Origin of the sequence: Paradesulfitobacterium ferrireducens, assembly GCF_017310645.1 — a bacterium.
GTDB lineage: Bacteria > Bacillota > Desulfitobacteriia > Desulfitobacteriales > Desulfitobacteriaceae > Paradesulfitobacterium > Paradesulfitobacterium ferrireducens.
Window position 1 is genome coordinate 60467 of record NZ_JAFLRH010000015.1, and the last position, 23102, is coordinate 83568.

Here is a 23102-nt window from a genome sequence, read left to right on the forward strand (position 1 = left end):
AAACTAATTTCCAGGTAACAGCATTTAACCTGATTATATGCCAGTACCCGGAAATTAGTAGATGTTTCCGTTTAACTATAGATATCTAGATATCGCTTGGGCCGATTATTTTATTGGTCACATAGAAATCCCAAATACTGCTACCTTTTTGTATCTTCGTATAAATTGTTGTTCCACAATCATCAAGGTTAGCAGGGTTCACGTCATATTTTATAAAGGATAGGGCATTTGTCCCATAATCAAAAGAGAATGATCCACTTAAAGGAACTGACACAGATTCTATAACTGGCTGTCCACTTAAGCTCGTTCCTATTGTCATCATTGTTACTGATCTAGATAAAAACTGATAAGTAAAATCTGATACGTCCCAACTCCCGGACGTCCTATAATGTTGTACATAAACTGATATTGAGTCTTTATAATATAAATCATAATAAGTCGTGCTATAAACAAGAACCCCCCATGCAGGATCCCATTTACTTCCTGATTGTGAAACGTATTCATGAAAAGGATATGTTAAAGTAGGAAGAACTGCAAAAGTCGTTGTTGCATATGAATATTTCAAGGTTCCATTAGACTCTTGAACTGTCTTGAGATGTTGAGTTGTAGAGATCGTCTTTATTTGTTTTTCGGCTTTATTAGTGTTATCGATAAGTTTTGCTGTAGAAACGGTGTTTCCGTGATTTATTTTATCTGAGATACCCTTCTTAGCACGTTCGAAAAGTTCCATTTTATCTTTTATCTCTTTAGATTCAAATAAAATTTTCGATTGTTCTTTAACGACATTCGTATCTGCCATTGCCGTTACCGGTGCTAATAATAAGCTCATCATTACTAACGCCATCAACATAGTCTTTAGAAATTTTGTCATTCACAATGACCTCCTTTAATAAATGATAATCCGTAAGTTCTGTAAGTACAGGGACAGATGCTAACCAATGCTAGTTCATTCTTATAGCCCTCCTTTCTAAAAATATTATTCTAGGTCTTACACCATATAGAGTAACTGAGTACATATTTTGGTTACATCTTTTCGGAAAAAACGTTGAAATATTTTTAGAACTCCTTACCTTGAGAGAGGGGGAGATGCTATCTCCAATAATGATACACTAAATTTCTTGACTTTTCAGTTATCTTATATAAAAGATTTAATGAAATAAAGCCGGGGTTAACCCCGGCTTACGCTGATTCCTCTTTTTTGCTTTTCTTCGTCTTTTCGGCGGTGACCAGCAGGGGTTCCTCTTTCTTGAGGATCACATCCCGGGTCACGACGCATTTGGTGACATCCGTACGCGAGGGCAGATCATACATGGCATTCATCATGATTTCTTCCACGATTGCCCTTAAGCCGCGGGCTCCGGTATTGCGCCGGATGGCTTCTTCCGAGATGGCAGTCAGCGCGTCCTCTTTGAACTCAAGCGCAATCCCGTCCAGCTCCAACAGCTTTTGGTACTGTTTCACCAAAGCGTTCTTCGGCTCGGTTAAAATCCGGACTAACGCCTCTTCATCCAGGGCATCCAGAGTCACAATCACAGGCAGCCTGCCCACAAACTCAGGAATGAGTCCGTATTTTAAGAGATCCATCGGCAAAATCTGCTTTAAGGTCTCACCGATCTTGACATCGCTTTTCTTCTGAATTTCCGCTCCAAAACCCATGACCTTTTTCCCGATCCGGTTTTGAATGATCTTGTCAATTCCGTCAAATGCTCCACCCACGATAAATAAAATGTTGGTGGTGTCAAGCTGGATGAACTCCTGGTGCGGATGTTTGCGTCCTCCCTGCGGCGGCACGCTGGCAATCGTTCCTTCCAGAATCTTGAGCAAAGCCTGCTGAACCCCTTCCCCGGAGACATCCCGGGTAATGGAGGGGTTCTCCGATTTGCGGGCGATTTTGTCGATTTCATCGATATAGACAATCCCTTTTTCAGCTTTCTCGACATCATAGTCTGCCGCTTGGATTAATTTAAGCAGGATATTCTCCACATCTTCTCCGACATATCCCGCTTCCGTCAGCGAGGTCGCATCGGCTATAGCGAAGGGAACATTCAGCACTTTAGCTAGGGTGGAGGCCAGCAGCGTTTTGCCGGACCCGGTAGGGCCCAGCATGACGATATTGGACTTTTGCAGTTCGACATCGTCAATCTTCATCCCCAGGTTAATCCGCTTGTAGTGATTATACACCGCTACCGCTAAGGCCTTCTTGGCTTCATCCTGCCCAATCACATATTGATCCAGAATCGAGCGGATTTCTTTGGGTTTGGGGATATCCCCAATCTCCAGGCCTAAGTCTTCACTCAGCTCTTCTTCGATGATTTCGTTGCAAAGCTCTATACATTCATCACAAATATATACTCCGGGGCCGGCAACCAGTTTCTTCACTTGATCCTGAGTCTTTCCACAGAAGGAGCACTTTAGTTGGTTTTTTTCTTCACTGTATTTTGCCATCCTCTCACCTCTCTACCACAGAATTTCCCTCCGCGCGCCGTCTTATGCGTTATTTTCAACTAAAAATTTTACGGTCTTGTCATTGACTAAGCTTTGCTTATAATATTCAAGCTCCCCGCGCGCGATGAGACTTTGCTTCAGTGCTTCCGGATCTTGTTTGTAAAGCTCCCCTAATTTTTTCAGTTCTTCATTTAGTTCGTCTTCACTGACCTGAATTCCTTCCGCCTTAGCGATTCCTTCCAAAACAAGTTCGGTTTTTACGCTTTCCGCTGCTTGAGGGCGGAAACGCTCGCGCATATCTGTTTCGTTCGAATTGGTGTAAGCAAAATATTGTTCCAGATTAAGCCCCTGATAAGATAGATTATGCTCCAGGTCATGAACCATCGCATCCACTCTCTTATCAATCATCACTTCCGGAATTTCAACGCTGGCGTTATCGACCGCCTTCGCAATCACTGCATTGCGGAAAGCATTCTCGACCCGTTTTTCTTCGGTTTCTATCAGTCTTTTCCGGATGTCCTCCTTTAATTCCTCCAACGTCTCGAAATTGCTGACATCTTTGGCAAATTCATCATCCAGGGGAGCTAACTCCTTGCGTTGGATTTTATGGATTTTTACTTTAAATAATGCCTCTTTGCCAGCTAGGTCTTCACTATGATATTCATCTGGGAACTTAACATTGACATCAACTTCCTGTCCAATTTCCGCTCCCACCAATTGTTCTTCAAATCCGGGAATAAATGTACCGGAACCAATCCCTAAGCCGTAATTTTCTCCTTTGCCGCCCGGGAAGGCTACCCCATCGACAAATCCCTCAAAGTCAATGGTCGCGGTATCTCCCTCTTCTGCCTTGCCCTCTTCAATCGTAATCAAGCGGGCATGCTGATCTTGCTTGCGCTTCAGTTCTTCTTCGATTTTGGCGTCATCTACCGTGACCGCTTCTTTTTCCACTTGCAGCCCTTTATATTCCCCGAGCTCAACTTCCGGCTTCACAGTCACTTTGGCCTTGAAAATCAAGTCTTTTCCTTCTTCAATTTGAACTAAATCAACGTCCGGCCGGTCGACCGGATCAATCGCGCTTTCAGTGACAGCCTCGGCATAAGCCGGCCCAAGCAAATGATCCAGGGCTTCATTGTACAAAGCTTCTGTTCCTACAGCCTGTTCCACTAAACGCCGCGGCGCTTTTCCTTTGCGGAACCCCGGAATATTAACTCTGCCCGCCAGTTTCTTGGCGGCAGTATTTACAGCCGCAGAGAACTTCCCTGCCTCAACCGTAACTTCCAGTTCCACCACGTTCTTCTCTATTTTCTCTACTTTGACTGACATAAATGCTCCCCCTTAAACAACTTATCTATCCTTCGTTTCTCCTGCGTCCCTCATGAGTGAGAACCGGCAGCGACCCGCTGGATTCAAACACTTTCCTATTTTTGCCTAAAAACTTGAAACACAAACGGCGGACAATAAAATAATGATCGGATAATAAGTATAAGTACTCAGGAGTCAGAATTCAGAATTCAGAATGAAATTTTTCTGCGGTCGTGCTCTTATTCTGACTACTGACTACTGATTACTGACTACTGATTACTGATTACTGACCGAAAAAAACCCTTTTAAGATTTACGGACTTCGAAAAGGGGGAACGTACGTTCCCCCTTAAGGCACTCTATCGGTTCATAGGCAAATTTACTTGACCCATTTTATCAAAATTATCTGGTGAAATCAAGGGGTCAAGCAACTCTTCGATTTCAGCCACGGCCCGCTCAGCCGCCCTTCGCGGAATCGCAGCGCTTGCCGCTTTTCTCATTAATCCGAGTTTCTTGGGATTCTGTAAGAGGTCAGCCAGAATTGTCTCCAGCTCTTCTTCCGTATACGCCAGCTTCCCGGCTCCAATGCGCATAAGAAAGTGGGCATTGGCCTCCTCTTGTCCCGGAATGGGTTTATAGATAATCAAGGGCAAGCCTTTAGTCAAAGATTCCGAGACAGTAAGCCCTCCCGCCTTGGTGATAATGAGATCGGCTGCGGTCATCAGTTCTTCCACATTGGTCACAAAGCCAAAACGCACAATCGGATTGTTGGCCTCGGCCACCACTTGGTCGAGAGACTTATACAGCCGCTCATCCCGTCCGCACACGACGATGGACTGAACCGGGTATCTGCTCTCACCCAAGAACTTCAAAACTTGTTTAACCCCGCCCAGAACCCCGTACGCACCTCCCATCACCAAGACTGTGGCCACTCCTTCTTTTAACCCCAGTTTGGCTAAGATCTTACCCCTGTCCAGCAGGCGTTCAAACTTAGGGCTCACCGGAATCCCGGTCACTTTGATTTTCTCCGGCTGAATCCCATGATTGACCAAATGGTCGCGAGCCTCCTGACAGCCAACAATATAGGCATCCACCCCCGGGTGAATCCATTGCCCATGGACGGTATAATCCGTAACAATGGTAATCAACGGAACGGGCAGGGTTTTTTTCAGCCTCAGTTCAGCCAAAATCCCGGCAACCGTAGGGTAAGTACAGATAATCACATCCGGGCGCAGCTTCAGGATATAGTTCAGAAACTCCCGGCGTCCGAGTTTATTAATCAAGCGTTGCACTACCGAGTCTGAAGAAATCTTGGCCGTGCGGTAATAAAATTTCCCCCACAGTTTCGGGGTATATTTTATGAGATCAATATATGTATTTTTGACCACTTTATTGATGGTCTTACTTAAAAACTCCCCAAAATCAAGATGAATGATTTCAGTTTGGGGTGCACGGGCCAAGAGAGCCTCCTGCACAGCCTCTGCCGCCCGTACGTGCCCGGCACCAAACGTCGCCGAAAAAATCAAGACCCGCAAAGATTGCATAGATCATTCCTCCAGATACAAATTTCAACTGATGCCTTCTTCAATCTTGCCTAAGAGTTCTTCACTTTCTCCCGGAGAAAGCTCCTGAACCCCGTGGAGTTTGCGCTCGATCGTCCGGGATTTCCTGGCGGCATTTTCAATGGTATGGCTGGCTTCCTGCAATTTTTTCTGCGTTTTATCCAGGATATCCCCAAAGCGGCCAAACTCCGTTTTAACCGCACCCAGCAAGGCCCAGACCTCGCTCGATCTCTGTTCAATGGCTAAGGTTCTAAAACCCATCTGCAGGCTGTTCAGAAAAGCAGCCAGAGTTGTCGGGCCGGTGACCACCACCCGGTATTCCCGCTGCAGCAGTTCACTCAGTCCGGGGCGCCGCAGAACTTCAGCATATAATCCTTCTATTGGCAGGAACATAATTCCGAAATCCGTAGTCGCCGGAGGATCAAGGTATTTGTCCCGAATGTGTTTGCCTTCGAGTTTAATCCTGTGTTCTAAAGCTTTACCAGACTCCTCGATTAATATTAAATCAGCCTGTTCCTGGGCATCCAAAAGCCGGTGATAATCTTCAAGCGGAAACTTGGCGTCAATCGGGAGCCAGATTGTTTGCTTGCTCTGATCACGCGCCGGAAGTTTGAGCGCAAATTCAACTCGCTCGTTTCCGGCTTGTTTGGTTACGACATTCGCAGCATACTGCTCGGGGGTGAGCACCTGTTCCAGTAAACTGCCCAGCTGAATTTCCCCCCAGGTGCCCCGGGTCTTCACATTGGTTAAAACTTTTTTTAAGTCGCCCACGCCCGAGGCTAGGGTTTTCATTTCTCCCAGACCCTTATGAACCTGCTCCAAGCGTTCACTCACCAACTTGAATGACTCTCCCAATCTCTGTTCCAAGGTGGCATGCAGCTTCTCGTCCACGGTGGCCCGGATTTGCTCCAGCTTGGCGTTGTTATCTGATTGCAGCTCTTTTAAGCGGGACTCAACCGCTGAGCGCATGGTTTCAAGCTTCGATTCATTGATTTGCGTGAGCTTGGCTAACTGGCCGCTGAATATATCCAGCTGATCTTTTTGCATCGAGGCCGTATCCCTCATCCGCAGCAAGAGCCCGTCATTCAATGTCCGAAAGGATTGGCTGAGTTCCTCCCGCCCCAGCCTGGCATTCCCGGCAAACTCTTCCCGGTTGCGGGCCATTTCTTCCCCCAGCAAGCGTTCAAGTTTCTCTAAGTATTGCCTTAAACTGATGAGCTCACGCTCAAGCGCAGGGGTCTTGTCCCCCCGCTTGAGCAGCAAAATAAGGGCCAATATGAAATTGGCCCCGCTGACACTTAGGATAATGATTAGCAAAGCATCTGACATCTCCACATTCACCGGCTTACCCTTTAATAAAGTTTAATGATTCATTTCCACACCGACCTACTATTTCCTTTATTTTAACCTTAGTTATTTCATGTATTTTAACTGTAGTTATATTTCTCAGCTTCCGTAAGGTTAACCGCCCTTCCGTCCAGTGTCATTAACTCAAAATCCGGAGCCAGATTTCGTAGCATCATGAAGATTATACCAGTTTAGCGGGAAGTTTGCATTTTAAGTATATATAAAAGTCGGAACTTTATCAAAGAATTCCAACGCACGTGTAAAGAAAACTTGGCTTGCGCCCGATACTGCCAGTGGCAGTATCGCACTTGTTAGCCTTAAGGCGCAGGCGGAAGCCCGTTAGTCCGTGAAGGACTAACGCACTTGTTTAGTTGCACTTATGCCACCAGAAATATATGCTTTCTGATTGGTACAAAAAAGGTTAGTTCAGCGCGTATCTACGCCAAACTAACCTCAAATCCCGATATGGTGCGGGAGACAGGACTTGAACCTGCACGGTTTCCCGCTGGAACCTAAATCCAGTGCGTCTGCCAGTTCCGCCACTCCCGCATATATAAAATTTCAATAGAATGATTTTATCGCAAACTATCTAATTTGACAAGCTCAATGACCAAGTAAATTTTGTCCAAAATCCGCAATAAGAAGGAGTACCCGTTAGAGCACTCCCCTTAATGGTGTAAAATCTGTTGTTATTTCTTAGTCGCGTTCCCGGTCTGAGTTCCCTTTTTTATTTGCTTTGTCCTTATCCTCATCATTAGAACGATTCTTGCCGCTCTTAACTTGTTGGTCAATCCGCGTTTGAGCTTTTAACTGTTGCTGTACGCTCTGCTGAAGCTGATTTTGATCATTGGTTCTTTCTTCCACTTGGGTTTTATCCTTCTTTTGAACCGAAGTGCCCTCATCTGCTTCTTCTTGTTCTTTAGCTTCTTCTTGTTCTTTAACCTCTTCTTGTTCTTTAACCTCTTTTGATTCTACAGCCTCATTTTGTTCATCCTTATTGTCAATATCATGTTCCTTGGTATTTACTTGAGAAGTCGTACCGTTGGCGGCCTGAATATCCGCCCCGTTTTGAGCTTTTTCCTGCTGATGTTCTTCATCCGTGTCTTTGGAGTTCCCTTTAAGGCCAAGAGATTTCTGGAATTCTTGCAGGGCCGCTTTCGTCTCTTCATCTAATTTATCTTGGTTAATGGCTTTGGCTGCTTTTTTAAACTCTTTTTCTACTTTGGCCTTCTCCTGTTTATCCAACTTATCTACAGCTTTATCCATGGAGCGCACGATATTCAAAGCGACTCTTTCCGCTGCCTGAGGAGGAAGCTTATCCAGAAGTCCGCTCAATGTTTCGATGTTCTTGGCACTGGTATTGGCCAGAGCACTTTCCAGCTTTTTATAGGTATCAGACTCCGGATCTTTCACTTGTTCCAGGAAAGCCTGAGCCTTTTCAACTTTCTCTGCATACTCCGTCATCGCTTTTTGAGCTTTTTCAGTTTTCCCCTGCTTGGTCATTACCTGGGCTGCTGCTAATTTCTTTAAAGCCAGCTTCTCCATGAGCGCGGTCTTTTCTTCAGCATCAAAGGTTAAAATGACCTGTAATTTTTCGATTAAGCTGGACAGCCAGTAAAACGGAGAATCAGGTAAAGTGCCAGGATCAACCGTTTTCCCATTCTCATCCACAACCGGAGGAACCGTTGGATCCGTGGTCGTCGTACCATCTGTAGGTGCGGTACCGTCTGCCGGAACTGTAGTGTCGGCTGAACTATCGGTCGTTGTAGTGGTTGACGGATCGGTCACAGTTGCATCAGTGGTCGTCGTCGCAGAAGGATCGGTGGCGGTCGTCGTAGTCGTATCTGCGGAAACCCCTGTGGATAGAGCAACATCCGTCGTTTCCGCAACTGTTGTCTCAGCCATCGCCAAGCCTGAATTAAGCGGCAGGGCCAGCATCGCCAGCGTCACTGCGATTGCGATTTGTTTTTTCATAATATCAGCTCCCTCATTGCCTTGTTTTACCTTTCACTAATGTTTACGGAAGGGCTTTTGGTTTTAAGGGGGTGGGTCTCAATTCAACCATATTTTTTCAGAAGGCCGTACACCATGTTATTTTCAAAGATGCGCCGGCTCCCGGCAGGAATCCGGACTTAGACTGGCGAACATGGTAATATCTGAAAGCGAGGGAAGCCGTGTGCTCAAAATCCGCAATAGCCTACCGTTCAAATTAAGTTTTGCATACGCCCTGGCGGGGATTATTTGGATCACCGTCTTTACTTCCCTGCGCATTCCCAGACTTGAGCAGCAGAAAATAGCTTATTTTGATTACCTGCACAGTTGGCTCTTTGTGCTGGTCTCAACCGTTATTCTCTATCTCATTGCCAAACGAAGATTAACCCAGGCTGACTTAGCCCAAGAGCAACTCCTGCAGAATATGGAGGAACTAAAGCAAACCTATGCAAAGTTAGCCCAAGACAGGGCCCGCCTTTTACAATACCGTTTATTATCGGAGAATACCCGTGATATATTCTTATTCTTAGACGTAAACGGAAAAATTCTTGAAGGCAACACAGCCGCACTCCAAGCCTATGGCTATGACTATGAAGAGCTCGTAGGCATGAATATTGAAGAATTGCTCTTCCCAGGGGCTAATGCTTGTTTGGGCAAAAACGAGCAACCAACGGCTGAGACCCGCGAAACCATCCACCGGCGCAAAGACGGAACCCCCTTGCCGGTGGAAGTCAGTTCCCATAGTACCATTCTTAATGACCAACAACTCATCTTATGTATTGCACGAGACCTCACGGAACGCAAGCAAGCGGAAGAGGCCTTCAGCTACCAATCTCATCACGACTTCTTAACCGGCCTTCCTAACCGCATACTATTCAATGACCGTTTGACCCAAGCCCTGGCTCAGGCCCGGCGGCGCAAACGCAAGCGCCAAAAAGTGGCTGTTCTCTTACTGGATATGGATCGTTTCAAACTAATCAATGACAGCTTAGGACATACTATTGGTGACAAACTTCTTCATGCTGTTTCACGCCGCTTAAAGGGGTCCTTGCGCGAAGGTGATACCATCGCCCGCCAAGGCGGAGATGAATTTATCATCCTCTTACCGGAAGTATCCCAGGAAAAAGATGCTGTCATTGTCGCCCAAAAGATTTTGGAGGTCTTAGCCGAACCATTTACCCTCGACACGCATGAAGTCTATATCACTGCCAGCATCGGTATCAGCCTCTATCCTGGGGATGGAGACAACAGTGAATCCTTAATCAAACATGCGGATACAGCCATGAACCATGCGAAAAAGTTAGGACGCAATAATTACCAGTTCTTTACGGCATCCCTTAATATCGCGGCTAATGAACGCCTGACTCTGGAAAATAAATTGCGCAAGGCCATTGAGCGTGAAGAATTCGTCTTATATTACCAGCCGCAGATTTGCTTAAACACCGGAAAAGTTATCGGGACGGAAGCGCTTTTACGCTGGCAGCAGCCTGACGGCAATGTGCTTGCCCCCGGCCAGTTTATTCCGATCGCAGAAGAAACCGGGCTCATCGTTCCCATTGGGGAGTGGGTTTTGCGTACAGCCTGCACCCAAGGCAAAGCCTGGCAAATGCAAGGACTCCCGCCCCACCGGCTGGCAGTGAACCTTTCTGCGCGCCAATTTCACCAGCCTAATCTGGTCGCTATGGTCTCCGATATCCTTGGAGAGACCGGGCTCGATCCGTGCTGGCTCACCCTTGAAATCACGGAAAGCATCGCCATGGATGATGTCAAATATACCGTGGAGATTCTCAAAGAATTAAAACAAATGGGCATCCGGCTGGCGATTGACGATTTTGGGACCGGTTTTTCCTCCCTGATCTACCTGAAGCGTTTTCCGATCGATACCCTCAAAATCGATAAAGCCTTTGTCGGGGATATCGGGACGGAAGGCGGAGAAATCGTGACTTCCATCATCCTCCTGGCTCAAAATCTTAACTTAAAAGTCATTGCCGAAGGTGTGGAAACCCGTGAACAGTGCGCATTCCTCCAGCAGCACCGCTGTGACGAAATGCAGGGCTACCTCTTCAGCCGGCCTTTGCCTGCAGCCAAGTTCGAACTTATGATGCGGGAAGGCAAACATTTCAGGGTCGAAGAGCAGCTCACCTTATTTAGCTAGTCTATTAAATTCTCTCTTACGCATCCCCAGCTAAAAATCAACCTTACCGGAGGGATTATCAGCGTGCCCGCTTTGCCACAGGAATTCCTTAAGCGCATGTCAGAACTATTAGGTGCAGAATTCCGGGATTTCTTTACATCCTATGAACAACCACGTACCAACGGCCTGCGTGTCAATACCTTGAAAATCACCCCCGCCGCTTTGAGCGCGCGGGATTTATTTGCACTTGAACCTATCCCCTGGGCTCCAGACGGCTTTTATTATGATTACACTGCGAAACCAGGCCAGCATCCCTACCATGCTGCCGGAGTCTATTATCTCCAGGAACCCTCGGCTATGGCTGTAGTATATTATTTAGATCCCCAGCCGGGAGAGTGGATTCTGGACTTGGCGGCAGCGCCCGGCGGAAAAAGCACCCAGATCGCCTCGCGCCTGATGGAGCAAGGACTGCTCTGGGCCAACGAAATCAACCCGGGTCGAACCCGCATCCTCGCTCAAAACCTTGACCGCTGGGGTGCTTCCAATATCATCGTGTCCAACGAATCCCCGGACCGCTTGGCCGAACGCCTCGGCCCGGCATTTGACCGGATACTGCTTGATGCTCCCTGTTCCGGGGAAGGAATGTTCCGCAAAGACCCGGAGGCCATGAATGAGTGGTCCCCCGCCCAAGTCAGGGCCGCTGCATCCCGCCAAAGCTTGATTCTGAAATCGGCGGTCAAGCTGCTCAAGCCGGGCGGACGCTTGGTCTATTCTACCTGCACCTTTGCTCCGGAAGAGAATGAAGAAATCATTTTGCGTTTTTTAGAGAGTCATCCCGAGTTCAAGCCTTTATCCTTGCCCGCTCCGGCTGCGGGCTTGGTCCAGTCTCCCTCGCTCCCCTCCGCAGTCAGGCTATACCCTCATAAGCTGCGCGGGGAAGGTCATTTTATCGCTGTTGTAGAACGTTCAGGCGCAGAGCAAACGCCCGAGCCTCACCTAGCTCTTTCCCAAACTGCTTCTCAGACTGCTGGGAGTTCACAGCTTAATAAGCGCACGACAAGTTCCAGTCGTAGAACCAGCCCTAGTGAATCCGGCCAACTCTCCCACATTCTCACACAATATAGGATTTGGGCTGAAGAAGCCTTAACCTCAGAAGCCGGCGGCCGCATTCCCTCAGACGAATCTAACTACACCTTGTTCGGTCCCAATCTCTATTTGAACCCCGCACCCGAACTCCCCTTAAGCGGCCTCTCCATCCTGCGCCCGGGACTGCATTTGGGCACGGCAAAACCCGGCCGTTTCCAGCCGGGTCAGAGTCTGGCCCTTACCTTAAGCCCCTCTTCCGCCCGATATTACTTATCCTTGGGCATTAGTGAGCCCAGACTTAAACGTTTTCTGCACGGAGAATCCTGGGAAGACTCCGGCCCCGACGGCTGGGTTTTAGTCGGAGTGGATGAATTCCCTCTCGGCTGGGCCAAGCGCACCAAGGGGCAGTTAAAAAATCACTATCCCAAAGACTGGCGGGTACGTTAGCCGCTTTTGGCTGCACGTGCGGCGCCCAAAGCGGCTGTGAGCTCCGGCTCCGGCGGCACCACCACTTCAGCCGACAATTCTTTCTCAAGCAACCGGATAAGGGGCCGGTAATACGCCCCTCCTCCGGTAAAAATCAGCATCTCCGGCTGCCCTTGTGTTTCTATAAAGCGCGCCAGTCTGGTCGCGGTGCTTTTAAAAAGACCGGCTAACACGGAGAGCTTAGGCGTCCCCTTGGCCAAAAGGGTTATCACTTCCGATTCGGCGAAAACGGTACACATGGAATTAAGCGTCACCGGCTCAGCCTCTAAGGCTAAGTCAATATCTGAAGGAGTTAAATCAAGACCCTTCAAGATGACATCCAAAAACCGCCCCGTACCAGCAGCACATTTATCGTTCATGACAAAGCTTAAGACTTTGCCTTGAGCATTTTTCTTTATCACCTTGGCATCCTGCCCACCCAAGTCCAGGATATATGAAATATCAGGGTAGAAGTAATGGCAGCCTTTAGCCTGACAGGTGATTTCAGTAACAACACGGCTCTCCGGAAAGCTGACCCGACCATAACCGGTAACGACTGTTTCTGCCAATTCATATTCCTGAGAGGCCAGACTAAGCAGCTCCCGGCCGGTTGACACCGGATCGAACCGGGAAGGAACCGCTTTTTTGAAGACGACTCTGTCACCGTCCAGAATGACCATTTTTGTATTGACTGATCCAAGGTCCAAGCCGGCCACTATCATTTCAGCATCTCCAGAAAAGCATCAATCCTCGTCTTAAGCTGCCCCTGATCTTCTTCGGAAAAGTCGCTCTCCAATTTGAGATGCGGTATCTCGCGTTTATCCAATTCCTTGGCCACAGTATAACTATCCACCCCATATGGCTGGCAGAATTGGAGCGTAAAATCGATCACCCCGTCCGCCTGCAAATTTTCGGTCATGGCAATAATATCCTGAATACGGCCGCTATTAGGGGTAAAACAGGCACAATTTACGTTCAGAGGGCGTTTGGCAATATTTCGAAGCATATCCCCGGCTTCGGCGGCGGGTTCGGTCAAATCCCGGTAATACCGTTCCCCCGTACATGTTTCTTCCCCAACCACTACTCCGCCCGCTTGTTCGATCAGAGCGTGAATCTTCCAGAAAGGAATCGGCTGCGGGGTTCCCGTAATCAGAATGCGGGGGGCATCCGGCGCAGCCACCCCTTCTTGGCGGGCTACTCTTTCTTCCAGCTCATCGCACAGTAGATTGACCTGATGGGCGAAACGTTCCGGATCGTCGAAAAATGCCAACTGGTTAATAAGTAAAACATCCAAACCGTGAATAGGGGCCGGTTTAGCTTGGCGCAAAGAAGCTAAGCGTTTGAGGGCCGCCCTTTTTTTATTGATCTTGGCTATCCCCTCAGCTAAATTATCTTGGGTCAATTGAACCTTCGTTTCTCTCTCGATAAAAGACGCGAATTCCCGTATTTCTTGTTCCCACAGGATTATATCCTGAACCAGTTTCTTTTGCGGAAGCTCCATCACATATGTGGGGATATAATCGTTAAGAATCTCCCAGGCTTTTTTCTTGCCGTCACAAGTTGTTTCCCCAATCACCCAGTCCGACACTTGGAAGTAGGGACAGATCCGCTCCAGCTTAAAGCCCATAGCGGATTTAATTAACGGACATAAATTGCGGGGAAGCACTTTTTCCCCGGCCGGGATGGTGTATTGGGCGCCGGCACATAATCCGATACTGGCGCTGCCCGTGGCCGCGATAATTTCCTCAGGCACGTAGACACAGAACGTCGCAAACACTTTTTTGCCTTTTTCTTTTAAGTCCACGAGCTCTTTAACCCTAATCCCGTGAATATCCCCAACTACCCTATCAAAATAGGCCATGGCCTGCGGACGGTTTGCCCGTTCTAAAAACAAGCTGGTAAAGGCTCCCGGCAAAGGAGCAAGAAAATCATCGTGCTTCTCCAAATCGATATCAAGGGCTGCCCAAAGTTCTCTGTTTTCCATTCTTTTTCCTCCCTGTAACGCAGCTTGGCAATGCTTTTCGGCACTTGCTCTTCGCTTAGGTTCTTTATGTCCCTCATTATAGCAAGCGCTTAAGTTGATGATAAATACTTTTTATCGCTACAGGTGATTGATATCTATCGTTAATATCGATATACTAAGCAACGTAAGTTAGATTGGAGTGAGTATTTATGTTGCTGCATCAACTGGAGGTTTTCTTGCAAGTTGCGGAAAAAGAGAGCTTCACTAAAGCCGCTGAAGCCCTTTTTTTAAGCCAATCAACCGTAAGTGCTCATATCAGCAATTTAGAAAAGAACTTTGGTCAAAAACTTTTTGACCGGTTAGGCAAAGAGGTGGTCTTGACCCCCTTCGGGAAAACGCTTTATCCCTGGGCCAGAGAAATTTTGGCTTTAAAAGACAAGGCCCTGTGGGAAATGAAAGACTGGACCGGGAAAATCGAAGGGCATTTAAGTATTGCGGCAGGTACCGTTCCGGCTCAATACGTGATTCCTTTCTTGCTCTCCAAATTCCTGAACCAATATCATGGAATCACCTTCGTCTTGGAGCAAAGCGGTTCGGAGAAAGCCGCCGAAAAACTGATCAAGGGCGAAGCCGAGATCGGAATCCTAGGTAAGCAATACTACCAGGACCAGCTTCACTTCATTCCTTTTATCGAAGAGAAATTAGTCCTAATCACTCCCGCCAACCTGCAATTTGCAAATGATATTTCAATCACCGATTTACTGGATTATCCTTTTTTATTCCGCCAATCCGATTCGGGCACTCAGGCCAATCTCGAGAAAATGCTGAACGCCGCCGGAGTTCCTCTCTCTGAATTAAAAGTAATTGGCCACTTTGACAGCTTGGGAACTCTTATGGAAGGTGTTAAGGAAGGAATAGGAATTTCAATTATTTCAGCAATTGCCGCTGCCAATTTTGCAGATAAAGAGCTGATCAACGCTTATCAAATACCTGAGCTATCCGGCAAAAGGACATTCTATTTTGCCCATCATAAGAAAAGAACCTTGACCCCTTTGGCCAAGGCATTCATGAACTTTTGCTTGGAAGATATCAAATTCCAATCTCGGCGGGGTAATTTTCTTCTGAATCAGACGCCCGCTTATAGGCTTTAACCCTCAAAATCCTTTTTTCCTGGATAGCTTCTACGGTAAATACGACCTCATTGAATTCAAGCACCGGTTTTTCTTCCGGTCCGGGGACTCTTCCCAGCTCTCCCATCAGAAATCCGCCGAGTGTATCATACATGTCCGTGGGCAGCTCCACCTCCAGCAGCTTTTCCACGATATCCAGGTCGGTTAAACCCGGAAAAATAAAGGTATTATCATCGACTTGCTCGATCCCTTGTTCCTCGTCATCATACTCGTCAAAAATATTGCCTACAATCTCTTCCAACAAATCCTCAATGGTCACGATCCCGGACGTGCCCCCGTATTCATCGATCACAACCGCCATATGCGTTTTATTAAACTGCATTTCTTTGAAGAGCTCATCCGCTTCTTTGGACTCTGTCACAAAATAAGGTTCTCTGATTAATTTGGACAAATTAAATTCAGAACCGGGGTCAACTCCGGCAAACTCGATTAAGTCTTTGATATGGAGAATCCCGATGATATGGTCAATATTCCCTTGATAGACCGGAATTCTCGAAAACTTCTCTCTCCGTATCAGTTCAAAAACATCCCCCAAACCGGCTTCTGCCGGCAGGCCGACGATATCCGTCCGGTGGGTCATGATATCTGAGGCGGTCTTATCGTCAAACTCAAAGATGTTGTTGATAAACTCTTTTTCCGTTTCTTGAATGGTCCCCTTCTCTTCCCCCACGTCGATCATCATGCGAATTTCTTCTTCTGTAACCTCTTCTTCGTCCGCGTTGGGGTTTCCGCCAAAAACCTTGATAAAGAAATTCGTAGAGATCGTCAGGAGTTTTACAAACGGACTGGCCACAAAAGAAAGATAGATTAACGGCCGCACAGCCACCCTCGAGATTTGCTCCGATTTTTGCATCGCCAGTCTCTTGGGTACCAGTTCTCCGAAGACCAAGGTAAAATACGAAAGCAAGAGCGTGATCACAGTCACTGAGATAACTTTAAGCACAGCCGGCGAAATGCCTACCCCCGCAGCCAGCAAAAGTTCCACCAAGCGGTCTGAAAAGCTTTCCGCCGCAAAAGCACTGGCTAAAAATCCTGCAAAAGTAATCCCTATCTGGATCGTGGCCAAGAATTTGCTCGGTTCACTCAGAAGGTTTCTGAGCAGCCTGGCATTCTTGTCCCCCGCCTCAGCCATTAAACGGATTTTATTGTCATTGAGCGAGATTAAAGCGATTTCCGAAGCGGCAAAAAAGGCATTTATAAAAATTAAGATCACTAAAACAACTATACCCGTCAAAATCAAACCCCCATGCGCAAGATGCTTTCAATGCTAAATTCCCCAAGCTTCATAGGATTATACAATCAGATCCTAACCATCCTTCCCTTACATCTCATTAGTTACATTATAACATAATGAGCTCAAACATCGCTTTAAAACAGATAAGCACCGGAAATTCGCTTCCAGTGCGTCCTAAGCTTATATGGGGTGGATGATGGGACTTGAACCCACGGGTGCCGGAGCCACAATCCGGTGCGTTAACCACTTCGCCACATCCACCATGATTCAGGTATTCGAGTTTGGTGCGCCTGGAGAGATTCGAACTCCCGACAACCTGCTTAGAAGGCAGATGCTCTATCCAACTGAGCTACAGGCGCCGATTTCGAACATCGATTTGGTCGGGGCAGAGGGATTTGAACCCCCGACCTCCTGCTCCCAAGGCAGGCGCGCTAGCCAAACTGCGCTATGCCCCGTTTAGTGACATAGACTAGTATATCTTAAGAAATAATGTTCGTCAAGAATTAGTTTCACATAATCCCGGATAACTTTTTCAAACTTTTTCAAACTTTTACAGTTTTAGTTAAAAAATTTCCTTATCTATACGTTCTTTAGCCGCACGTTGTTTCAAATCCTGCAAAATGGGAACAGCCTTCCGAAAAGCCAAGGCGCGATGGCTTAACTTATTTTTTTGGGCAAGACTTAGTTCCGCCATCGTCCGTCCGAAATCAGGGATGAAAAACAAGGGATCATACCCGAATCCGCCCGATCCCCGGCGCTGCCTCAGAATGGTTCCTTCAACCGTACCCTCGGTCAGGTATTCATCTTTTTCCGGAGTGGCAATGACCAGGGCACAGCGGAAACGGGCAGTTCTTTGGACATCCGGGACATTTTCCAAGAGCGCTAAGAGTTTATCATTATTGCGTTCATCATCTTTGGGTTCTCCCGCAAACCGGGCGGAATACACTCCCGGAGCTCCATCCAGAGCGTCGACTTCCAAGCCCGAATCATCAGCCAGGGTAATCAGTCCTGTCTGTTGAACCCCAGACCGGGCTTTAATGGCCGCGTTCTCAGCAAACGTGGCCCCTGTCTCTTCAACGTCCTGCCAGGAGTCCACATCTTGAAGCGACAATACTTCAATTTCCTCATCAGCCAGAAGCTCTACTAATTCCCGAACTTTACCTGAATTTTGGGTCGCAAGCAAAACCTTCATTGGTTACCTACCCTCTTCCAATGCCTGTCCCTGAAACTTCATCAATTCCTTAATTCCTTTCTCGGCAAGCAAGAGAAACCAATCCAGCTCTTCCCGGTCAAAGGCTGTCTTTTCCGCCGTTCCCTGAATCTCTACGAATTTTCCCGACCCGGTCATGACCACGTTCATGTCTACTTCAGCTTGAGAATCCTCCTCATAAGCCAAATCCAGGCGTGCTTCCCCATTGATCTTACCCACAGATACAGCTGCAATCGAATCCAAGATCGGGGTCTGAGCCAGTGCTTTGCGCTCAAGCAGCGTCCGGACGGCATCCACCAAAGCAACATAGGCTCCGGTAATTGAAGCTGTGCGCGTGCCGCCGTCAGCCTGAAGCACATCACAGTCAAGCCAGATCGTGCGTTCTCCCAGCTTTCTCAGGTCGACCACCGAACGCAAGGCCCGGCCGATTAAGCGCTGAATTTCCATAGTCCGGCCCGTGAGTTTGCCCTTGCTCGCCTCGCGCTGGGTCCTGACCTGGGTAGCCCGGGGCAGCATACTGTACTCAGCCGTAATCCAGCCTTGCCCGCTTCCTTTTTGAAAGGGAGGAACCTTGTCCTCGATACTGGCTGTGCACAAAACCTTGGTCTCTCCCACTTCGATCAAGACTGATCCTTCCGGGACCTTGGTAAAATTACGCGTTATTTTAACCGGACGCAGTTCATCATAGGCCCGACCATTCGTTCTTCCCATCCAATGAAACCTCTTTTCATTATTTCTTAATGCTAACCGCCAGTCCATCTCCAAAAGGCAGCACCGTCGTCTGAAACCTCGGATCTGCGCTTAAGTGCTGAAGGAATGCGCGCACCGTTTGAACCATTTTCTCATATTTCCGGTCAAATACCGCTCCCGGCACCACCCAACCCCGGAACAGCACATTATCGGCCACCAGCATTCCACCCGGGGCAATTAAGGGGTGGAGCAGTTCCAGGTACTCTAGGTATTCCCCTTTTGCCGCATCGATAAACACAAAATCAAAGGTTTGTGCCAGTGTCGGCAAGACCTTGCGCGCGTCTCCTGCCAGAGACATGATATACTCCGACAATCCGGCCCGGCGAAAGAATTCCAAGGCCCGCTCACGCCGCCCGGAATTCATATCAACCGTTGTCACCTGACATCCCACTTCACGGGCTGCTTGAGCCAGCCACACCGTAGAATATCCGATCGCAGTCCCAATTTCTAATATAGCCTTCGGTTTTTGGGTTAATACTAAGATCGATAAAAAATTACCCACTGCCGGAGTGACCACCGGAATGGTCTCCTCCAGAGCGAGATGTTCCATTTCCTGCAGCAGATCGGGCCGCTCAGGCAGTAAACCTTCTAAATAACTTTCCAACTCAAAAGCATATAACATCGAACCAACACCCTATCTAACATCCCGATCAAAAGAACATCGTAAGGCCCACCCGGAGATTCTACCCCAGCACTTGTCCGGCAAGTTGCAGCAGTTCGGCATCCACACCGGTACCTGCTCCCTTAGCCAGAATCTCCAGCGCTTTTCCGGCCGACAGCGCTTCCCGATACGGTCTCTCCTCTGTTAAGGCTGCAAAAATATCGGCAATCGTCATCAAGCGCGAACCTATAGTCAGGTCATTCGCTGTAAATCCGAAGGGATAGCCCAAGCCATCCATCCGTTCATGGTGATAAGCGGCCCACTCGACCAATTCCGCAGGGAACCCCGCTTCGGTTAGCAGGCGATGCGTATAGTAGGAATGCGTGCGGATTATCTCAAGCTCTTCCAACTCTAGCTTGCCCGGTTTATCCAGAATCTTATTCGGCACCGCCAGTTTGCCTAAATCATGAAGCAAGCCGGCGAGATATATCTCCCTTTGTTTTTCTTTGTCCCAGCTCAGCGCTGCCGCTAATTCCTGTACTGTTTCCGCCACGGCATGAGAATGCCTGGCCGTAAATTGACTCTTCTGGTCGACGAGTCCGGCAAACATTTCCGCCAATAGAACAGTAAATCCCCGGTCCCACTCCCAGTTGGAAAGAGATATTCCTTTTAGTTCAAGCTGTCCCAGGACAATATTAGGCAAGTCAGGCTGCTCCAGATTAAGCCAAAAAGCTTCCCTCCCGGCCACCTTGGTAAATACCTGAGCCACTTCAGGAAAGACCAAGCGGCCGCTGTTTTCCTTGACCCAGCGGATCAAGCGCTCCCGTTCCGCATAGGTCTGAACGCGCCTTTCCATCATAATATCAAGGTGGTCTGCCAGAGCCAGAATCCGGGCAAAAAGAGGAACTTCCTGCGCATCGACCCCGGTCACCCCGTGTTCCCTCACAGGCGCCTCGTGATGGTAACGGATCGCCGGCGCCAGGATTTCTCCCGCCGGGAAATTTTCAACCATTTTTGCTCCAACCAAAGAATGCTCCCGCATCCGCTGGGGGGCTCCGTGACACTGTCTGAACTCGGCGATTGCCCCGATATCATGGAGCAAGCCGGCCACCGTTAAATGAAACAGATCCTCTTGCCTGAGGCCCATCATTTTCCCCAGACATAGTGAAATATAGGCAACACGCTCCCCATGCTGCCGCCCGATTTGAAACTGAAACCCGCGTTCAAACTCTTCATCCACCAAGGCCAGGTCAAGCGCCCTGGCGAAACTCCACATCCTTTTAAGATAGTGTGCTGTTAGCATCATGCTCTCAATCCCATCTGAGCCAGGTTGGTGGCCGAACCGGCCACATCTTCGGAGGCCGCACCGATCTGGCCTGCAGTTAAGGCTAAAGCATCAATCTGGGAAGCAATCTGTTGCACCTGTTGGATGCTGGAGTTAATGGCGGACATGATTTCATCAAAGCGGCTGACGACTTCACCTGCCTCAGCGGCTGCTTCCTCCATAGCCCCAGTGGTCTTGGCAATGGCCTGGTTAACGGCTAGGGTATTCTGCTTGGTGAGGGCAATCATAGCGCTGATCTCTTTCACGGATTGTTCCGAATGACTGGCCAGCTTTTTAACTTCCTCTGCCACCACCCCGAAACCGCGCCCGCTGTCCCCGGCCCGGGCGGCTTCAATGGCCGCGTTTAAGGCCAGAAGGTTGGTCTGGGATGCAATCTCCTTAATTACATCCGTAACCGAAGCTATTTTGGCGGAACTCTGATCCAGTTCCAGCATTTTCCCTTTCATCTCGGCAGTCATCTGGGCCAAATTCAGTATCCTCTCCGAGATCAACTTGATCTTGTGCTGACCCTCATGGGCCAGGACATCCACTTGGCGCGAGAACTGGGCTGCCTCTCCGGCGGTCTTCGAAATAACTTCCGTCGCCTCGTGCATTTGCGTCGCAGATGCCGCCGTTTCCTCAGAAGTTGCCGCCAGAGCCTGGCTGGCTTCACTGACCCGGCGCTGAAGCGCGTCCAGTTCCTCGAGGGCCGCTTGCAGTTCCGTTTTTTTATCGATTTCCTGCATATAAAACTGAATGTAGCTCGCCATCACCACTTGCTGGTCAAAACTCAGGATACGCAAGAGAGCCAGTGTCAGGCGCATCCCTTGTTCCGGCTTCTTGCGGCAGGCCTTGAAAATCCGGGGTACGATCTCATCATACAGGGTCTGATATGCGCTTAAGTAATAAAAAGGGGGCAAATCGATGCGCTTATGTACTTCCCCTATTTTGAGACGCCAAGCGATAAATCCCTCGTCAATCTTTGAGGGAGCCAGAGTAAGCAGGTATTTCTTCATCGTTACCTTTAAGCGATCCACACTGGAAAACCGGTCCACAATGTCTTTGAGGCCGCCGAGCTTTAAAACATGCTGATAAAAGTTATCTACAATTTCCTCCGCCTCACGCTCGAGAATCGGATAGAGTTCTTTCAGCAAAGCCAGTTCTTGAGCGTCCATTTTTAACATCTGTAATGATTCATTCATACTAAAACGTAGTTCAGACATTTCTTTAACCACCTCTCACTTAAAGCTAAACTATTTTTTTCAGCAGTTGCCAAACTTTACCCTTTAGTTGAAGCTTCTTGCTCTCTGTCTTTTTCGGATACAAAATCTTTCCCGTACACTAAAATTCCTAAGGCTGTAAGCACCACATTCACCGTACAGAACGAATCGTGTTCATCAATGGCACAGTCATCACAAATACTCTGAACTTCCTGAAAGGCATCATGAAGCTCAATCTGGTCAAATCGTTCCGCCACCAGCGGGACACTGCGGAACATTGCGAATATATCTTCCGGAATCTTATCCGAAAACTTCTCCCCTGTCTGAGCCGAGGCTCCTAAGATTTCCTTCGCCATAAACAACTGGCACAGAGCCGTGCAATGACAGCCTGGCTTGCACGCTTTATCCATCTTGGAAAACGCTTTATACGCGCTTAGTTTGCTAAATCCCTGCTGGCCCATAAGCAACTTCCTTTCTCATGTAAAATCCCTACCATAACTATTTCAATCTGTCCGCAAGAATTCCTCTTTACTCTGCAAGCACTTTCGCTACAGCCTGTTCAAACCGCTCCATCCCGGTCTTATCCAAGACATGATAAAGGCGGATTCTCTTTCCCAACTCTTCCCGGTATTCCTCTGCCCCTTCGGCATACAGTTCCAAAATACGCCGCACAGCTACCGGCACTTGGGCCCGCGTGACCCCTTTGCGGATCAACGACCCATGCCGGGGATTCATGCCCGACTCCGTACCCCCGATCCAAAGTGAAAACTTCCCGCGCGGCTCCGCCATCAGGCCGATATCGTGACACTGAACGCCGGAACAATTGCGCGGGCAGCCGGAGATTCCGATTTTAAAATCCCAGGGCAAGACAGTACCATAAAACTCCGCATCCAGAGCCTGAGCTAATTCCAAAGTATCCCCACGCGAATTTTTCGAAAAACCCTTGCCCGGACAAGATACGATATTGCGCACACTTCCATTCAGACAGGCTGGACGCAAACTCGCTTCTTCAAGCTGGATCAATGCAGAAGCAACCCGCTCTTTAGGGATAAGCAGAATGGGAGCCATCCGGCGGCTATTCTTAATGATGCCGTCATCCCCGACAATCTCCCCCATCACTTTAACCTGCCTCCCGGTAAGAATCCCTCCCGGTACATTGAGCAAAATGGCCATCAGTCCATTTGCCTGTTCCGCGATACCCCATGTGATTCCGCTGGAACACGAAACCACCTCCCCCGTCCAGCTAAAGCGGCTGTCCTGCACTAATTTAGTCAC

General features: G+C 48.3%; 19 protein-coding genes and 4 tRNA genes. 3 read left to right on the top strand and 20 right to left on the bottom strand.

Annotation, left to right across the window (positions count from 1 at the left end; all coding sequences use genetic code 11):
- Window positions 1-85 precede the first annotated feature (85 nt).
- From J0X21_RS04605 to J0X21_RS04635, 7 genes are all read right to left on the bottom strand, one after another.
- Window positions 86-871: a hypothetical protein gene (locus J0X21_RS04605; RefSeq protein ID WP_206811018.1), complete on the bottom strand. Its 786-nt coding sequence runs from the start codon at window positions 869-871 to the stop codon at window positions 86-88.
- 308 nt (window positions 872-1179) lie between these two features.
- Window positions 1180-2445 carry an ATP-dependent Clp protease ATP-binding subunit ClpX gene (gene clpX, locus J0X21_RS04610; RefSeq protein WP_206811019.1) on the bottom strand — a complete coding sequence of 422 codons (1266 nt, stop codon included), beginning with the start codon at window positions 2443-2445 and terminating at the stop codon, window positions 1180-1182.
- A gap of 42 nt (window positions 2446-2487) precedes the next feature.
- Window positions 2488-3771, bottom strand: coding sequence for a trigger factor (tig, locus tag J0X21_RS04615; RefSeq protein ID WP_206811020.1), 1284 nt, complete (start codon window positions 3769-3771; stop codon window positions 2488-2490).
- Window positions 3772-4108: 337 nt separating this feature from the next.
- Window positions 4109-5293 carry an MGDG synthase family glycosyltransferase gene (locus tag J0X21_RS04620; protein ID WP_206811021.1) on the bottom strand — a complete coding sequence of 395 codons (1185 nt, stop codon included), beginning with the start codon at window positions 5291-5293 and terminating at the stop codon, window positions 4109-4111.
- 24 nt (window positions 5294-5317) lie between these two features.
- Complete coding sequence (locus tag J0X21_RS04625; protein ID WP_206811022.1) at window positions 5318-6640, bottom strand: DNA recombination protein RmuC; 1323 nt, start codon at window positions 6638-6640, stop codon at window positions 5318-5320.
- Between the two features lie 484 nt (window positions 6641-7124).
- A tRNA-Leu gene (locus J0X21_RS04630) sits at window positions 7125-7207 on the bottom strand.
- A 147-nt stretch (window positions 7208-7354) separates the two neighbouring features.
- On the bottom strand, window positions 7355-8632 hold the full coding sequence (locus tag J0X21_RS04635; RefSeq protein WP_206811023.1) for a DUF5667 domain-containing protein: 1278 nt from the start codon (window positions 8630-8632) through the stop codon (window positions 7355-7357).
- A gap of 202 nt (window positions 8633-8834) precedes the next feature.
- On the opposite strand from J0X21_RS04635, the gene J0X21_RS04640 reads away from it, so the two are divergent.
- Together J0X21_RS04640 and J0X21_RS04645 are read left to right on the top strand one after the other, a co-directional pair.
- On the top strand, window positions 8835-10805 hold the full coding sequence (locus tag J0X21_RS04640; protein WP_328812263.1) for a putative bifunctional diguanylate cyclase/phosphodiesterase: 1971 nt from the start codon (window positions 8835-8837) through the stop codon (window positions 10803-10805).
- Window positions 10806-10868: 63 nt separating this feature from the next.
- Window positions 10869-12317: an RsmB/NOP family class I SAM-dependent RNA methyltransferase gene (locus J0X21_RS04645; protein ID WP_206811025.1), complete on the top strand. Its 1449-nt coding sequence runs from the start codon at window positions 10869-10871 to the stop codon at window positions 12315-12317.
- On the opposite strand, the gene J0X21_RS04650 is transcribed toward J0X21_RS04645, so the two are convergent.
- Both J0X21_RS04650 and J0X21_RS04655 read right to left on the bottom strand, forming a co-directional pair.
- Window positions 12314-13057 carry an acyl-CoA dehydratase activase gene (locus J0X21_RS04650; RefSeq protein WP_206811026.1) on the bottom strand — a complete coding sequence of 248 codons (744 nt, stop codon included), beginning with the start codon at window positions 13055-13057 and terminating at the stop codon, window positions 12314-12316. The two genes, J0X21_RS04645 and J0X21_RS04650, sit on opposite strands and share 4 nt — an antisense overlap.
- Window positions 13054-14319, bottom strand: coding sequence for a double-cubane-cluster-containing anaerobic reductase (locus J0X21_RS04655; protein ID WP_206811027.1), 1266 nt, complete (start codon window positions 14317-14319; stop codon window positions 13054-13056). The genes J0X21_RS04650 and J0X21_RS04655 overlap by 4 nt, the downstream gene beginning before the upstream one ends.
- A 188-nt stretch (window positions 14320-14507) precedes the next feature.
- On the opposite strand from J0X21_RS04655, the gene J0X21_RS04660 reads away from it, so the two are divergent.
- The gene (locus tag J0X21_RS04660; protein WP_206811028.1) at window positions 14508-15449 is read left to right on the top strand and encodes a selenium metabolism-associated LysR family transcriptional regulator; all 942 of its coding nucleotides are present in this window, start codon (window positions 14508-14510) and stop codon (window positions 15447-15449) included.
- Here J0X21_RS04660 and J0X21_RS04665 read toward each other — a convergent pair.
- The 11 genes from J0X21_RS04665 to J0X21_RS15600 form a co-directional block, all read right to left on the bottom strand.
- Window positions 15388-16725, bottom strand: coding sequence for a hemolysin family protein (locus tag J0X21_RS04665; RefSeq protein ID WP_206811112.1), 1338 nt, complete (start codon window positions 16723-16725; stop codon window positions 15388-15390). The genes J0X21_RS04660 and J0X21_RS04665 overlap by 62 nt on opposite strands.
- A gap of 182 nt (window positions 16726-16907) precedes the next feature.
- Window positions 16908-16983 (bottom strand) — tRNA-His (locus J0X21_RS04670).
- A 21-nt stretch (window positions 16984-17004) separates the two neighbouring features.
- A tRNA-Arg gene (locus J0X21_RS04675) sits at window positions 17005-17081 on the bottom strand.
- 18 nt (window positions 17082-17099) lie between these two features.
- Window positions 17100-17177: transfer RNA gene (locus J0X21_RS04680), tRNA-Pro, on the bottom strand.
- Between the two features lie 107 nt (window positions 17178-17284).
- A complete protein-coding gene (locus tag J0X21_RS04685; RefSeq protein ID WP_206811029.1) occupies window positions 17285-17914 on the bottom strand; it encodes an XTP/dITP diphosphatase in 630 nt (209 codons plus the stop codon).
- A gap of 3 nt (window positions 17915-17917) precedes the next feature.
- The gene (gene rph, locus J0X21_RS04690; RefSeq protein WP_206811030.1) at window positions 17918-18643 is read right to left on the bottom strand and encodes a ribonuclease PH; all 726 of its coding nucleotides are present in this window, start codon (window positions 18641-18643) and stop codon (window positions 17918-17920) included.
- 19 nt (window positions 18644-18662) lie between these two features.
- On the bottom strand, window positions 18663-19304 hold the full coding sequence (locus tag J0X21_RS04695; protein WP_206811031.1) for an O-methyltransferase: 642 nt from the start codon (window positions 19302-19304) through the stop codon (window positions 18663-18665).
- A 61-nt stretch (window positions 19305-19365) separates the two neighbouring features.
- Window positions 19366-20589, bottom strand: a complete 1224-nt coding sequence (locus J0X21_RS04700; protein WP_206811032.1) for an HD-GYP domain-containing protein — start codon at window positions 20587-20589, stop codon at window positions 19366-19368.
- A complete protein-coding gene (locus tag J0X21_RS04705) occupies window positions 20586-21830 on the bottom strand; it encodes a globin-coupled sensor protein (protein ID WP_206811033.1) in 1245 nt (414 codons plus the stop codon). The genes J0X21_RS04700 and J0X21_RS04705 overlap by 4 nt, the downstream gene beginning before the upstream one ends.
- 56 nt (window positions 21831-21886) lie before the next feature.
- The gene (locus tag J0X21_RS04710; RefSeq protein WP_206811034.1) at window positions 21887-22288 is read right to left on the bottom strand and encodes a nitrite reductase; all 402 of its coding nucleotides are present in this window, start codon (window positions 22286-22288) and stop codon (window positions 21887-21889) included.
- 67 nt (window positions 22289-22355) lie between these two features.
- Window positions 22356-23102: a nitrite reductase gene (locus J0X21_RS15600; RefSeq protein ID WP_206811035.1), complete on the bottom strand. Its 747-nt coding sequence runs from the start codon at window positions 23100-23102 to the stop codon at window positions 22356-22358.